Genomic DNA, 15,120 nt, shown 5'->3' on the forward strand with positions numbered 1-15,120 from the left:
AATTAGTTAAATTTTGATATAATGGGATATGTTCTGTTAATGAATATATGGTCCGTTGGTCAAGGGGTTAAGACACCGCCTTTTCACGGCGGTAACACGGGTTCGAATCCCGTACGGACTATATCTCATTCCGCCATAGCTCAGTTGGTAGTAGCGCATGACTGTTAATCATGATGTCGTAGGTTCGAGTCCTACTGGCGGAGCTAGTATAGCACCCATTTGGGTGTTTTTTTTGTTTTGAAAAAGGCTAGGATAATGACTATCCTAGCCTTTTATTTATAAGTGAACGATGGTTAGATTCCTTGGCTTTTTCGTCTTTTTATTTGTCTCCATTCGTAGAGGAAAAAGAGAATGATTCCAACGAAAAAGGCAATGAGTCCTTCAATGAAGCCTTGGGGAACAAATGTTAAGGTGACTGTTCCGGATCCTTTTGAAACACGAACTCCCATCAATCCTTTCTGGATGCGATGAATTTGGATAGGCTTTCCATTTTGTTTAGCTGACCAGCCTTTATCATAAGGGAGTGTAAAAATAAGGGTAGTGTCTCTATTTGCGTTATAGGCTGCTACCAATTTGTTTTTCTTTTTGTGAATAGCAACTTCTTGCTGACGAATGCTAGCGATAGCTTGTGTGTATTGGTCAAGATCCAGAGCAAAAAATTCTGGTGTATCAAAGGAGACTGTCGAATTTTCTGGAAAACTCAAACGAATAGTAACTGTTTCCTCTGTGTCAAAATGGCCAATCGAAAAGAATGGAAAGGCATTATCAATGGTATAGCGTTGGGTCTGTCCATTGTAGCTGATTTCAATATCTTTCCGATCATCGTTTGAAAATTGTAAATTTGGAACATTGACATATAGTTGGCTATGGGCAGGAACCGTTACTTCATATTGAATACTTGCGTAGGATAGATGACTATCTTCTTCAATTTTTGCAGTTTGCAACGAAGATGTAGTATTTTGTGAAGTAGGCGAGAGAATATTTAATTTCTTATAAAATTTATATTTTTCATCTGTGATTTGATGGATGAATCGTGTCTGATTATCCAGTGTCAAATTCGTAAAGGAAGTATTTTTATAAGGTTTTGCTGACAGAAAGGCGATTGGTAAGGCATATTCGTTTTCTGAAAGTGAGACTCCATTTTTGGTTGCAATCTCTTTAAATCCAAATTTTTGAACAGGTTGTTGGCTTAAATTATAGCGAACACCAAATAGACTATCCATTAAAATAGAATTGTTTTGGTATCGAAGATTGAGGTTAGTTCCTTCAGATTTAAATCCTAGTTTGTCCAATGTCGAGCTAGCATCCGTATTTCGTACAGATGAAAATTGAGAAATTCCATTATAACCATACTTCATGCTATCATTGCCCGTTTGTGGATGTAGAATCTCAGTCCGATAATTTGAGTCTGTCTTCTCTCTTACTAAGGATTGGATGGCTTTTAAGTCGCGTTCGTAGGATGACCGAGAAGCAAAGATCCATTCATTCGCAATTCCTTCCATTTGATAATAACTATTTACCGATAATTCAAAAATGGAGAAAAAAAGGATCGAAAGATAGAAAAGTCTAGGCGGTATCTTTTTTAGGATAAATCCTAAACAGACCAAATAGAAAGCAATTAAAAATTCAAAAGTAACAATAAAATTGACAGCATCTAAAAATTTATAGTGACTGCTGTAAAGGACAGTTGCTCCAAATCCTAGAATAAGGAGGAAATTAGCAAGACTAAAACGAATCCAAGTGATCTCCTCTATTCGATTTAGTACTTCTCCTGCCATCAGAATAATCGTCAAAGAAAAGATCCAAGAGTATCGATGAAGAAACATATTTGGCGCGTGCATACCTTGCCAAAGGAGATCTAATAATTGAAAACGAAAACTCAAAATAAGAATGATCAAGAGTATAAAGTAAGAAAGTTTCACGTGAAACTTGATCGACTTTACAAAGAAAAAGGTGATCGCTAATAGAAGTGGAAATAATCCCACGTAGATCATTGGAATTGATCCATATTTAGTAGTGTCAAAACTTCCAATGAAATTTTTCGCAAATACGTCAAGATACCAACTTTTTTCTGTAAAGATACTGTCAACCTTTGAAAAACTTTCTCCATGAGTGCGTAAATCTAAGAAGGTTGGATATAACATCACAAGGCTTGTTATAACTGATAAAAGAGATACAATCACAAAATGAAAGAAGCGTTTTCCAATTCCTTTGATGTCCCATGACAGTTGTGTCAAGTACCATAAAATAAGAAAAATAGACATCATAAACCCAAAATAATAATTTTGGATAAACAAGCTGGTTAAGCTGATAAAGTAGAGAATCTCTCCCTCATTGTAAATGAGTTTTTTGAATCCATAAAGAATTAATGGTGCTAGGATAAAAACATCTAGCCAAGTTTTGATTTCAATTTGGCTGATAGCAAAGCTCATAAGAGCAAATGATGTTGAAAGGGTAAGAACCAGGAATCTAGGAATTTTAGAAAACATTCCATGCAAACTAATATAAGTGCTTAATCCAATAGCTCCAAATTTAAGAAGAGTGATGAGATAAACAGCATCTGGCATGGATTGTGCATTAAAGAAGTAGACAAGAGGAGAAAAGAAACTTCCTAGATAATAGCTACTGAGTGCATAGAAATTAATGCCTAATCCACTTTGGAAACTGTAAAATAGGCTATCTGTCCCATGTAAAATATTTCGAAGTGTGGTATCAAAAATGACATACTGATGATAACCATCTCCTAATAAGGGGGATGTATCACTGTTCCAGTAGATTCCTTGTGAGAGGTAAATAAAGAACATCATGATAGCTGGAATCAGGAAAGAAGATACTATAAAAAGGGATGTTTTTAGCTTTGTTTTATTCATATATTTCTACTGAAAGAGCCTGAAATCATTATTTCAGGGCTCTTTATTTTTATGATTGACTCCAAAGTTCTTTCACTTTTGCTTGAACTTCTTCATTTTCAAGAAACTCATCATAGGTTTCATCAATACGATCGATTACGCCGTTTTTTGAAAGAACGATAATATGGTTGGCGAGTGTTTGAATGAATTCGTGGTCATGGCTAGCAAAGATAATCGATTCTTTAAAATTCTTCAATCCATCATTCAAACTTGAAATAGACTCCAAATCCAAGTGATTGGTTGGATCATCCAGTACAAGAACATTTGACTTGAGGAGCATCAATTTAGACAACATGACACGAACTTTTTCTCCCCCTGACAAGACGTTGACAGACTTGTTAACTTCGTCACCCGAAAAGAGCATCCGTCCTAAGAAACCACGAAGGAAAGTATTGTCATCTTCTTCTTTACTTGCAAATTGACGAAGCCAATCAAGAATACTTTCACCACCTGCAAAATCACGACTGTTGTCTTTTGGTAGATATGATCGACTAGTTGTAACTCCCCACTTGACAGTTCCTTCATATTCAATATCATCCATCAATGCACGGATCAAAGCGGTTGTTTGAATATCGTTCTGTCCGATAAGGGCGGTTTTGTCACCAGGACGTAAGATAAAGCTGATATTGTCAAGGATAGTTTCACCATCAATCTTGACAGAAAGATTTTCAACTGTCAAGAGATCGTTACCAATTTCTCGTTCTGCCTTAAAGTTGATAAATGGGTACTTCCGACTAGATGGAACAATTTCTTCAAGTTCAATCTTGTCAAGCATTTTTTTACGCGAAGTTGCTTGTTTTGATTTTGAAGCGTTGGCTGAGAAACGTGCGACAAACTCTTGCAATTGTTTAATTTTTTCTTCAGCTTTTGCATTTCTATCTGCTTGTAATTTTGCTGCAAGTTCAGAAGATTCTTTCCAGAAATCATAGTTTCCGACGTAAAGTTTAATTTTTCCAAAGTCGAGATCCGCCATATGGGTGCAGACTTTATTCAAAAAGTGGCGGTCATGGGATACAACGATAACCGTATTTTCAAAATCAATCAGAAAATCTTCTAACCAGGTAATGGATTGAATATCCAATCCATTGGTCGGCTCGTCCAAAAGAAGGACATCTGGTTTACCAAAAAGGGCTTTAGCTAAGAGAACTTTCACTTTATCCCCATTGGCTAACTCGCTCATAGTTTGATAATGAAGGTCTTCTGAAATATTTAGATTTTGAAGCAATTGAGATGCTTCACTTTCTGCTTCCCATCCACCAAGTTCGGCAAATTCACCTTCAAGTTCAGCTGCACGGACACCATCTTCATCAGAGAAATCTTCTTTCATGTAGATAGCATCTTTTTCCTTCATAATGTTGTAGAGCTTTTCATTTCCCATAATGACAACATCGATGACCCGCTCGTCTTCGTAGTCAAAGTGATTTTGACGCAAAACAGACAAACGTTCATCAGGGCCAAGAGAAATATGACCAGTTGTTGGTTCAATATCTCCAGCTAAAATTTTTAAAAAGGTTGACTTTCCAGCACCGTTGGCACCGATGAGACCGTATGTATTTCCCTCTGTAAAGTTGATATTGACATCGTCAAACAATTTTCGATCACTAAAACGTAGTGAGACGTCTGATACTGTAAGCAATGATATTCTCCTCTTTCTATAATGTCTTCATTTTACTAGAAAATAGGGGAAAATTCAACTTTTCTACTGTCAATTTGTTTTTACAACTATGTAAACGAAATTGACAGTTTAGTAAAGTGTTAATTCCTTACAAACATAGAGGATAGACTAACATTTTCAACTAGAAAGTGCTATAATGATAGGGATAACGATTAAGGAGAAGAGTATGACAAAACCCATCATTCTGACAGGAGATAGACCGACAGGAAAACTCCATATCGGCCACTATGTTGGTTCTTTAAAAAATCGCGTCTTGTTGCAAAATAAAGACGAGTATAATATGTTTGTTTTCCTAGCAGACCAGCAAGCTTTGACAGACCATGCAAAAGATCCAAAAACGATTGTAGAATCTATTGGTAATGTTGCTTTGGATTATCTGGCAGCTGGACTAGATCCTGAAAAAGTTACGATTTTCATTCAAAGTCAGATTCCTGAATTAGCGGAATTGACAATGTATTACATGAATCTAGTATCTTTGGCGCGACTTGAAAGAAACCCAACTGTAAAAACCGAGATTTCTCAAAAAGGTTTTGGTGAGAGTATTCCAACAGGATTTTTGGTATACCCTATTTCACAAGCAGCCGATATCACAGCATTTAAAGCGAATTTTGTTCCAGTAGGAAATGATCAAAAGCCAATGATTGAACAAACTCGTGAGATTGTTCGTTCCTTTAATCATGCTTATAATACAGATACTTTGGTGGAACCGGAAGGGATTTATCCTGAAAATGAAGCAGCTGGTCGCTTACCTGGTTTAGATGGAAATGCTAAAATGTCTAAATCGTTGAATAATGGCATTTACCTAGCTGATGATGCAGATACTTTAAAGAAAAAAGTGATGAGTATGTATACTGATCCTGATCATATTAAAGTAGAGGATCCAGGAAAAATCGAAGGCAATATGGTATTTCATTACCTGGATGTATTTGGCCGTCCAGAAGATGCAGCTGAAATTGCAGAAATGAAAGAACATTATCAACGTGGTGGACTTGGTGATGTAAAGACCAAACGATATCTTTTAGAAATTTTAGATCGTGAATTAAGACCGATTCGTGAAAGACGACTTGAGTTTGCAAAGGATATGGGTGAGGTCTACTCTATTCTTGAAAAAGGAAGTGAGCGTGCTCGAAATGTAGCTGCTCAAACATTGGATGAAGTAAAATCAGCGATGGGAATTACCTATTTTAAAAAATAAAACGACTTCATTAAAAGCGAACATTTCTTACTGTTCATTGATAATTTACCAATAAATGATTGACAAATTGCCATAGAATGGTATGATATTAACAATAAAAATTCGAGCCTTGCTCAAATAAAAAGAAAAGAGGATCCAGCTAATGTCTAATTGGGACACAAAGTTTTTAAAAAAAGGGTTTACATTCGATGACGTGCTTTTGATTCCAGCAGAAAGTCACGTATTGCCTAATGATGCAGATTTAAGTACACAATTAGCAAGTAATTTACGCTTGAATATCCCAATCATTACTGCTGCCATGGACACAGTGACTGAAAGTCAAATGGCAATTGCCATGGCACGTGCTGGTGGACTTGGTGTTATCCATAAAAACATGTCAATTGAGCAACAGGCAGATGAAGTACGCAAAGTAAAACGCTCTGAAAATGGAGTTATCATTGATCCGTTCTATTTGACTCCGTCTCATACAATTGCAGAAGCAGATGAGTTGATGGGACGATATCGAATCAGTGGTGTTCCTGTTGTTGAAACACTTGAAAATCGTAAATTAGTTGGTATCCTTACAAACCGGGATTTGCGTTTTATTTCTGATTACAATCAACCCATTTCAAATCATATGACGAGTGAAAATTTGGTGACTGCACCGGTTGGAACTGATTTGGAAACAGCTGAACGCATTCTACAAGAGCACCGTATTGAAAAATTACCATTGGTAGATGAAAATGGTCGTCTTTCTGGCTTGATTACAATCAAAGATATTGAAAAAGTTATTGAGTTCCCAAATGCGGCTAAGGATGAATTTGGTCGTTTGCTTGTGGCTGGTGCCGTAGGGGTTACTTCAGATACTTTTGAACGTGCAGAAGCTCTTTTTGAAGCTGGTGCAGACGCAATTGTCATCGATACTGCTCATGGACATTCTGCGGGTGTTCTTCGTAAGATTGCAGAAATTCGTGCCCACTTCCCAGATCGTACCTTGATTGCAGGAAATATTGCAACCGCTGAAGGTGCTCGTGCATTATTTGATGCAGGGGTAGACGTAGTTAAAGTCGGAATTGGTCCAGGATCAATCTGTACAACTCGTGTTGTTGCAGGGGTTGGTGTTCCTCAAGTGACTGCTATTTATGACGCAGCCGCTGTAGCTCGTGAATATGGAAAAACGATCATTGCTGATGGTGGTATCAAGTATTCAGGAGATATTGTCAAAGCACTCGCAGCTGGTGGAAATGCAGTAATGCTTGGTTCAATGCTTGCAGGTACAGATGAAGCACCAGGTGAAACAGAAATCTTCCAAGGTCGTAAGTTTAAAACATACCGTGGTATGGGATCTATTGCAGCAATGAAGAAAGGTTCTAGCGACCGTTACTTCCAAGGATCTGTCAATGAAGCCAATAAATTAGTCCCTGAAGGAATTGAAGGACGCGTTGCTTATAAAGGTTCTGTAGCAGATATGGTCTTCCAAATGATCGGTGGTATTCGTTCAGGTATGGGTTATGTTGGTGCAGCAACCATTCAAGATTTACATGATCATGCACAATTTGTCGAAATGAGTGGCGCCGGATTGAAAGAAAGCCATCCTCATGATGTGCAAATTACAAACGAGGCTCCTAACTACTCGGCACAATAAATTTACACATTTGTAAACAAAAACAACAGCATCTTGACAGTATTGTCAAGATGCTGTTTTGATATGACCGGCTTGAACAGTGAAAATTTTCAACTCTTCAGGCAGTTCTTTTAAATGATCAAGAGTGGTCGTTGTAATAAATGTTTGAATATTATTAGAGATAGTTTCAAGTAGTTGAAGTTGACGATAATTGTCAAGTTCGCTCATGACATCGTCAAGTAATAAAATAGGCTTTTCTCTTGTGATTTCTTCCATCAATTCGATTTCTGCTAATTTTAGAGAGAGAACAACACTTCGATGCTGGCCTTGACTACCAAAGGTAGCATTCATATTATTGATAAAAAATGCCAAATCATCCCTGTGAGGCCCAATACTTGTTGTTTTTCTAAAAATATCCTTCTGACGGTTTTTTTCCAACATAGAGAGAAACTGCTCTTCTATATCATTTCCTTCTTCAGAAAAAACAGTTGACTGATATTGAATAGATAGGTCTTCTTTGTTGTCAGAAAGTCGAGTGTGTTTTTCTTTTGCTTTAGCTTCTAATTTTTTAATAAACTCAAGCCGATGATGGATGACGCGACTTCCAAAACTAGCTAGTTGTGAATCTAAGACCTCCAAAAATGTAGCATCAATTTTTTCTGAATTTTTTAGATAACTATTTCTTTGTTTCAGTACATGGTTGTATTGAGATAAGTCGGATAAATAGAGAGGTTTCATCTGACCTAATTCAATGTCAATAAACTTTCGACGCCCTGCAGGTGATCCTTTGATCAGTTGCAAATCTTCGGGTGCGAAAAGGACAACATTCATATGGCCAATATAGTTCGATAATTTGGCTTGTTTCAAATGATTTACCTTAGTTATCCGACCTTTTGTTGTCAAGGAAATTTCTAATGGAAGGGGACCAGTTTCTCTTTGTAATTGACCAGACACTTTAAAATCGGTGGATTCAAAATAGATGAGATCTCTATCATTTCGTGTTCGATGACTTCTGGTTAAAGCTAGAAAATAAATTGATTCGAGAATATTAGTCTTTCCTTGAGCATTTTGACCTAGGAAAATATTTAATCCAGGATGAAACTCGACTTCTAGTTCTTGATAATTACGAAAATTTTGAATGGATAAGTGTTTTAACCACATTACGAGATACCAGGAAAGCGAATCGCTTTTTCTTTTTTGTTAGACTTTTTCGGTTGTTTCTTTTGTTGTTGATTGAGTTGCTTGACAAGTTTAGCAACACGTTCCTTTTCTTCCTTCTCTTTAAGATGCTCTTCTATTTCTTCTTGAGAAGGTTCAAGAATGGTGATAGTTATGCTCAGTTCAGGAATGTCAATTTGATCATTGACACGAAGTTTACGGCCTCTCCGTTGTTCTGATTCACCATTAACAAAGACTTCTTTTTCTTGAAGAAAGGCTTTGATTGCACCACCACTCTGTATAATACCGAGTTCTTTTAAGATTGCTTGTAATGTAATAAAATCATCAAATAATTTGTAATTCATAGTTCACCTCTTTGCGTGTTATTATACCATATTTTTAGTTTTTCTAGGGTAGAGAATGTTGAGTGATTTGAGGAGCTTTTTCACAGTTTGAATTAGGATTTTAGTGTGATTTCGTGTTATAATGAAAGTTACTATTGAGTAGAACGAGGATGAAAATGGAATTAGTAAAGGGCGTGAATCTTCACTTTCTTCAATCAAAAAAATTTAAAACCAATAAAATTAAGGTCCGTTTTTCATCGCCATTAGATGAAAATACCGTGGCTGCGCGTGTTTTAGTAGCCTGTATGATGGAAACTGCAAATCAAAAATATCCAACTTCACAATTATTCCGTGAAAAATTAGCGAGTCTATACGGGGTAGAATTGTCAACCTCAGTCTCTAAGAGGGGTCGTGTTCATTATGTTGATTTGAATATTTCCTTTGTGCGCGATGACTTTTTGAGCAAGAAAAATGTTCTTACTGATGAGGTTTTAGACATTATAGAAACTATCTTCTTTTCACCTTTGGTAGTAGAAGATCACTTTGACAGTGATACATTTGACGTTGAAAAGAAAAATACGATTTCCGATTTGGAGTCAGAAATTGAAGAGCCTTATTATTATGCACATGGGCAATTGAATCAACTATTTTTTGAAGACGAAACAATCGGGATGTCAAGATTGGGGAAAGTTGATTTAGTGAGACAAGAAACAGCTCAAAGTTCTCTTGAACAGTTTCATCAGATGCTCCAATTAGATAACATTGACTTCTTTTTCATAGGTGACTTTAATGAGGTCGCTATTGTGGATCGAGTGAACCAGTTTGAATTCAAGCCACGTGATAACAATTTGTCTGTCACCTATCAACAACCTTTTACAAATGTTGTAAGAGAAAAGTTAGAGCAAAAACAAAACCAACAATCTATTTTAGAATTAGGTTATCATTTTTCTACCCAGTATGGAGAATCTCTCCATATCCCTCTAGTTGTATTAAATGGGATGCTGGGAGCTTTCTCGCATTCGAGACTTTTTCAAATAATACGTGAGAAAGAAGGCCTTGCTTATACTATCTCAAGCCATTTTGATATTTTTACAGGCTTCATGAGAGTTTTTGCAGGCATTGATAAGGAATCTCGTACCAAAGTAATGACCTTGATTATGAGACAGTTGAATGATTTAAAAAGAGGCAAGTTTACAGAGTCAGAGCTTCAATTGACAAAAGAAATGTTGGTGAATACGACCTTATTAGCACAGGATCGGCAAAATACCTTGATTGAAAGGGAATATTTGAAAACGATCCTAGGAACGAAAGTTCTTTCTCTAGAAGAGTGGTTAGAATCTATCGATAAGGTTAGTAGAGAAGAAATTATTGAAGTAGCAAAAACAATTAATTTACAGTCTGTTTATTTTATGGAAGGAAAGTAGTGTAAAGATTGAAAATTAAAGAAAAATATTATGAATCGGTTGGTGAGCAAGTTTACTTTACACGCTTGTCAAATGGGTTGACTATTCATTTAATTCCCAAAGAAGATTATTATGAAACCTATGGAATAATCACAACTAAGTTTGGCTCAGTGGATACACGAATTCTAGTGAATGGTGATGAAAGGCAATATCCTGCAGGAATTGCACATTTTCTAGAACACAAAGTGTTTGAAGATGAAAATGGTCAAGATTATTTAAAAAAATTCGTTCATTTAGGATCGGAAAGTAATGCCTTTACAAGCTTTACAAAGACAAGTTATCTTTTCTCAACAACTTCAAAAGTCCCTGAAAATATTCAATTGTTATTGGAGATGGTTTCAAATGTTTCCTTTACAGAAAAATCTGTATCTAAGGAAAGAGAAATCATTCAACAAGAAATTGGAATGTACCAAGATAGTCCAGACTATCGATTATTTTTTGGTGCTTTAGAAAATTTATATCCTGGAACACCGTTAGCAGATGATATTGCTGGAACTAGGGAGTCTATTTCTGACATTACAATAGATAATCTCCGTGAAAACTTTGATCTATTCTATCATCCCTCTCAAATGCATTTATTAGTGATCGGAAACTTTGATGTTGATGAAGTATTGCAAGTAGTAAAGAAATATGATCTGACTTCTCCTCGTCCTTCTGTGGAGTTAGAACGTTTTCCTGTAGAAAAAAATGAAGTAAGATTGAATCAATCTTGTAGAATGGAAGTTGCTACTCCTAAGTTGGCAATTGGAATTCGAGGAAATGATATCATTAAGGAAGAGGAAAAATTTCGTTATAAATTGATGTTGAAATTACTGTTTTCGATGATGTTTGGTTGGACTTCGCAACGGTTTCAAAGTTTATATGAAGCTGGGAAGATTGACAACTCATTGACACTTGAAGTCGAGGTTGAGGAATTATTTCATTTCGTTATTTTGACAATGGATACTCAAGAACCGGTGTCCTTATCTCATCAATTTAGGTCAGCGATCAAACAATTTGAAAAGGATCCAGATGTCAATCAGGAACATTTGGATACGATTAAAAGCGAAATGTTTGGTGATTTCTTACAAGGTTTAAATTCGCTTGAGTATAGTGCCACTCAGTTTGAATATTTTTCAGACGGTAGCACTTCTTATGATCTTCCAAAGATTTTACAAGGTATTAGTTTACAAGATATCATCAAATTAGGGCGTCAGTTCATCGACCAGGCTGAGATGGTTGACTATATGATTTTTCAAAAGTAGTAAACAATGTATCAAGAAGGGAAAACATGAAGAAGAGAACGATTGGTCAAGTGTTAAGACTGTCAAGAGTAAATTTACACTTAAGTTTACAGGATGTGTCAAATAAGACAGCCATTGAAATTCCTTATATAGAAGCGTTGGAAAACGATGAGTTTGATCTATTACCGAGTCCCTTTTACGCTCAGATCTATCTTAAAAAGTTAGCGTGGGCTTTGGGATTAGATGAGTCCATCCTATTGACAGCTTTTCGCGAAGGAAAAGAATTGATATTTGATGAAGAAATACTTGTAGATGACGAAGAGCTTCATTCAAGAAAATTAAGACAGAAAGCGAGCGGGTTACCAATCCTGTATTATCTACTAGTTAGTTTTGCCATTCTTGGTTTTGTGATTTATATCGTATATTTTTATGAGTTTACAGCATCTGTAAAATAGATGTAAAGATAGTATATTTTTTGGAGGAAGTATGAAAAAAGAAAATATTCCTAATGCATTGACATTAATTCGGGTTGTGATGATTCCTATTTTTATTGCTATTTTAAGTTTAAGTCATTCTTACTTAGGACATATTGTAGCGGCAGTTATTTTTGCGATTGCTAGTATTACAGATTATTTAGATGGCTTTCTTGCACGAAAATGGAATGTAGTTAGTAATTTTGGTAAATTTGCCGATCCGATGGCAGATAAATTATTGGTCATGTCAGCCTTTATCATGATGATTGAATTAAAAATGGTTCCTGCTTGGATTGCAGCCGTTATCATTTGTCGTGAGTTAGCTGTTACTGGTTTGCGTCTTCTACTTGTTGAGACAGGTGGTACAGTTCTTGCTGCAGCTATGCCTGGAAAAATTAAAACCTTTAGCCAAATGTTTGCCATTATCTTTTTGCTTTGCCATTGGACTCTTCCAGGGCAAGTGTTGCTTTATATTGCATTGATTTTCACAATTTATTCTGGTTACGACTACTTTAAGGGAAGTAGCTATCTCTTTAAAGACACATTTAAATAAATGAAACAGATGATTGAGCTAAAAAATGTATCCTTTCGATACGATAAAACAGTAGAAGAGTATCAAATTGACACGGTTTCGTTTCACGTGAAACAAGGAGAGTGGCTTTCAATTGTTGGACACAATGGTAGTGGGAAATCTACAGTTGTACGTCTGATTGATGGTCTTTTGGAAGCTGAGTCTGGTGAGATTTACGTTGATGGAAAACAACTGACTCGTGAAACTATATGGGAAATCCGTAGTAAAATTGGGATTGTATTTCAGAATCCTGATAACCAATTTGTTGGTGCGACAGTAGAAGATGATGTTGCCTTTGGTTTAGAAAATCAAGGAATTCCACGGGAAGAAATGCTTCAACGTGTGGAGAAGGCTATTGAGCAAGTTGGTATGCTGGAGTTTAAAGATCGCGAACCATCTCGTTTGTCAGGTGGTCAAAAGCAACGGGTGGCTATAGCAGGTATTATCGCCTTGAGACCAACTATTATTATCCTTGATGAAGCAACTAGTATGTTAGATCCAGAAGGTAGAGAGGATCTAATGGCGGTAATGAGAGAACTTCAAAAAAAATTTCAATTAACAATTATCTCCATTACCCATGATTTAACCGAAATTGCCTTAAGTGATCGAACACTCGTGTTTCAAAAGGGAAAACTAGAGTCTTCTATGACGCCGCGGGAATTGTTTTCAAGAAATGACCTCAATGAGATTGGATTAGATAAGCCTTTTAGTAAGCAGGTCCAAGAATCTCTCAGCTCGCATTTTCCGCTAAAGCAGGACTATCTAACAGAAAGTGAGTTATTAGACCAACTATGGGAATCTCTTTAAAGAATGTCTATTATACTTATCAAGAGGGAAGTCCTTTTGAAGGGCAGGCGCTTTCTGATATTAGTTTGGAAATAAAAGATGGATCTTATACAGCCATTATCGGGCATACTGGTAGTGGCAAGTCTACTTTGTTGCAATTACTAAATGGTTTACTGCGTCCGACTAAAGGAACGATTCAATTTGAAGATTTTGTTTTAGATAATCATTCTGAGCCAAAAGAAATGAAGTACCTGAGAAAAAAAGTCGGTTTGGTTTTTCAATTTCCAGAAAGTCAGCTATTTGCGGAAACTGTTCTAGCTGATGTAGCCTTTGGACCACAAAATTTTGGGGTACCTAAGGATAAAGCGGAGGAAATAGCCAAAGAAAAATTAGCGATCGTTGGTTTAGAAGAGTCTATCTATGATAAAAGTCCATTTGAACTATCTGGTGGACAGATGAGACGGGTTGCGATCGCGGGTATTTTAGCTATCGAACCAGAGATTTTAGTATTGGACGAGCCGACAGCAGGGCTAGATCCTGCTGGAAGAAAGGAATTGATGGCGCTGTTTGAGACATTACATAAAAATGGGATGACCCTAGTTCTGGTAACTCATACGATGGATGATGTAGCAAATTTTGCTGATACCGTATTTGCTTTAGAAGCGGGAAAACTTGTCCTAAACGGATCCCCAAGGGAAGTGTTTCAACAGGTTGAGTATTTACAAAAACTTCAATTAGGAGTCCCTCAAATTACGAATTTTGCGCTTCAATTGAAACGAAGAGGACTTCCTCTGGACAGACTACCAATCAAAATTGAGGAACTAAAGGAGCTGTTACTTCATGAATAATATGATTTTAGGAAGGTATATTCCTGGAAACTCCATTATCCACCAACTAGATCCTCGTGGGAAGTTGCTCTCAATGTTTTTATTCATATTTCTTCTGTTTTGGGCAAATAATCTCCAGACAAATGTTCTTCTCTTTGGTTTTATTTTTGTTTTAATGTATCTAACGAGGATTTCGGTTAGTTTTTATATTAAAGGCTTAAAATCAATGATTTTTATCATTGCTTTTACAACTATTTTTCAATTATTTGCGACCTCTCAAGGAACTATTTTGTATCAATGGTGGTTTTTTAAATTAACCGACCAAGGATTGATGCAAGCCGCCATCATATTTTGTAGATTTATTTTAATCATTTTTTATTCGACGATTTTAACCGTGACGACGACACCATTGAGTTTAGCAGATGCTGTTGAAAAGATCCTCACACCACTAAAAATTATTAAGGTTCCGGCCCATGAGATTGGGTTAATGTTATCTATGAGTTTGCGCTTTGTTCCAACCTTAGTAGATGATACGAATCGAATCATGAATGCGCAAAGGGCGCGTGGTGTTGATTTTGGTGAAGGAAATCTATTAAAAAGGATCCGTTCCTTTATTCCAATCCTCATTCCTTTGTTTGCCTCAAGTTTTAAACGCGCAGATGCATTAGCAATTGCGATGGAAGCGAGAGGGTACAAAGGCGGTGAGGGACGAACACGCTATCGGACTCTGCAGTGGGGGGTAAAAGATACCCTAGCATTGCTCGTTATTCTGTGTCTCATGTTGATAGTTTTTTATCTAAAAAATGGATAGAGCTAGTTGTATTGGTTCAAAAATAAGGAAAAAGCGCTATACAAAGCGCTTTTTACATTAAATTCACATATTCTTGTAACAT

13 protein-coding genes and 2 tRNA genes are annotated in these 15,120 nt (G+C 36.4%); 11 read left to right on the forward strand and 4 right to left on the reverse strand.

What is annotated here, in order from left to right; all coding sequences use genetic code 11:
* Positions 1 to 49 precede the first annotated feature (49 nt).
* Positions 50 to 121, forward strand: a tRNA-Glu gene (locus HMPREF3002_RS01505).
* Between the two features lie 8 nt (positions 122 to 129).
* Positions 130 to 203 (forward strand) — tRNA-Asn (locus HMPREF3002_RS01510).
* Between the two features lie 90 nt (positions 204 to 293).
* On the opposite strand, the gene HMPREF3002_RS01515 is transcribed toward HMPREF3002_RS01510, so the two are convergent.
* Positions 294 to 2,870, reverse strand: a complete 2,577-nt coding sequence (locus tag HMPREF3002_RS01515; protein WP_070664934.1) for a YfhO family protein — start codon at positions 2,868 to 2,870, stop codon at positions 294 to 296.
* A 49-nt stretch (positions 2,871 to 2,919) separates the two neighbouring features.
* Positions 2,920 to 4,545 (reverse strand): ATP-binding cassette domain-containing protein, encoded by a 1,626-nt coding sequence (locus tag HMPREF3002_RS01520; RefSeq protein ID WP_049486042.1) that lies wholly within the window; start codon positions 4,543 to 4,545, stop codon positions 2,920 to 2,922.
* Between the two features lie 205 nt (positions 4,546 to 4,750).
* On the opposite strand from HMPREF3002_RS01520, the gene trpS reads away from it, so the two are divergent.
* Together trpS and guaB are read left to right on the forward strand one after the other, a co-directional pair.
* Entirely contained in the window at positions 4,751 to 5,779 is a 1,029-nt protein-coding gene (gene trpS / locus HMPREF3002_RS01525; protein WP_003002236.1) for a tryptophan--tRNA ligase, read from the forward strand.
* A 142-nt stretch (positions 5,780 to 5,921) separates the two neighbouring features.
* A complete protein-coding gene (gene guaB, locus HMPREF3002_RS01530; RefSeq protein ID WP_003009220.1) occupies positions 5,922 to 7,403 on the forward strand; it encodes an IMP dehydrogenase in 1,482 nt (493 codons plus the stop codon).
* Positions 7,404 to 7,448: 45 nt separating this feature from the next.
* Here guaB and recF read toward each other — a convergent pair whose 3' ends face one another.
* A complete protein-coding gene (gene recF, locus HMPREF3002_RS01535) occupies positions 7,449 to 8,543 on the reverse strand; it encodes a DNA replication/repair protein RecF (RefSeq protein WP_070664936.1) in 1,095 nt (364 codons plus the stop codon).
* Positions 8,543 to 8,905: a S4 domain-containing protein YaaA gene (yaaA, locus tag HMPREF3002_RS01540; RefSeq protein WP_070664938.1), complete on the reverse strand. Its 363-nt coding sequence runs from the start codon at positions 8,903 to 8,905 to the stop codon at positions 8,543 to 8,545. The genes recF and yaaA overlap by 1 nt, the downstream gene beginning before the upstream one ends.
* A gap of 155 nt (positions 8,906 to 9,060) precedes the next feature.
* Here yaaA and yfmF point away from each other — a divergent pair, with 155 nt between their 5' ends.
* The 7 genes from yfmF to HMPREF3002_RS01575 are packed head-to-tail and all read left to right on the forward strand — an operon-like array spanning position 9,061 to position 15,038.
* Positions 9,061 to 10,308 carry an EF-P 5-aminopentanol modification-associated protein YfmF gene (yfmF, locus tag HMPREF3002_RS01545; RefSeq protein ID WP_049471798.1) on the forward strand — a complete coding sequence of 416 codons (1,248 nt, stop codon included), beginning with the start codon at positions 9,061 to 9,063 and terminating at the stop codon, positions 10,306 to 10,308.
* A gap of 8 nt (positions 10,309 to 10,316) precedes the next feature.
* On the forward strand, positions 10,317 to 11,591 hold the full coding sequence (yfmH, locus tag HMPREF3002_RS01550) for an EF-P 5-aminopentanol modification-associated protein YfmH (protein WP_045760060.1): 1,275 nt from the start codon (positions 10,317 to 10,319) through the stop codon (positions 11,589 to 11,591).
* 26 nt (positions 11,592 to 11,617) lie between these two features.
* Positions 11,618 to 12,025, forward strand: coding sequence for a helix-turn-helix domain-containing protein (locus HMPREF3002_RS01555; protein WP_070664940.1), 408 nt, complete (start codon positions 11,618 to 11,620; stop codon positions 12,023 to 12,025).
* A 31-nt stretch (positions 12,026 to 12,056) separates the two neighbouring features.
* Positions 12,057 to 12,596, forward strand: coding sequence for a CDP-diacylglycerol--glycerol-3-phosphate 3-phosphatidyltransferase (gene pgsA, locus HMPREF3002_RS01560; protein ID WP_003009208.1), 540 nt, complete (start codon positions 12,057 to 12,059; stop codon positions 12,594 to 12,596).
* Positions 12,597 to 13,421 (forward strand): energy-coupling factor ABC transporter ATP-binding protein, encoded by an 825-nt coding sequence (locus HMPREF3002_RS01565; protein WP_003010767.1) that lies wholly within the window; start codon positions 12,597 to 12,599, stop codon positions 13,419 to 13,421.
* Positions 13,406 to 14,248: an energy-coupling factor transporter ATPase gene (locus HMPREF3002_RS01570; protein WP_021154152.1), complete on the forward strand. Its 843-nt coding sequence runs from the start codon at positions 13,406 to 13,408 to the stop codon at positions 14,246 to 14,248. The genes HMPREF3002_RS01565 and HMPREF3002_RS01570 overlap by 16 nt, the downstream gene beginning before the upstream one ends.
* Entirely contained in the window at positions 14,241 to 15,038 is a 798-nt protein-coding gene (locus HMPREF3002_RS01575; protein WP_045760058.1) for an energy-coupling factor transporter transmembrane component T family protein, read from the forward strand. The genes HMPREF3002_RS01570 and HMPREF3002_RS01575 overlap by 8 nt, the downstream gene beginning before the upstream one ends.
* Positions 15,039 to 15,120 lie beyond the last annotated feature (82 nt).

It is taken from the genome of Streptococcus sp. HMSC065E03, from assembly GCF_001815045.1.
Taxonomy (GTDB): domain Bacteria; phylum Bacillota; class Bacilli; order Lactobacillales; family Streptococcaceae; genus Streptococcus; species Streptococcus parasanguinis_AD.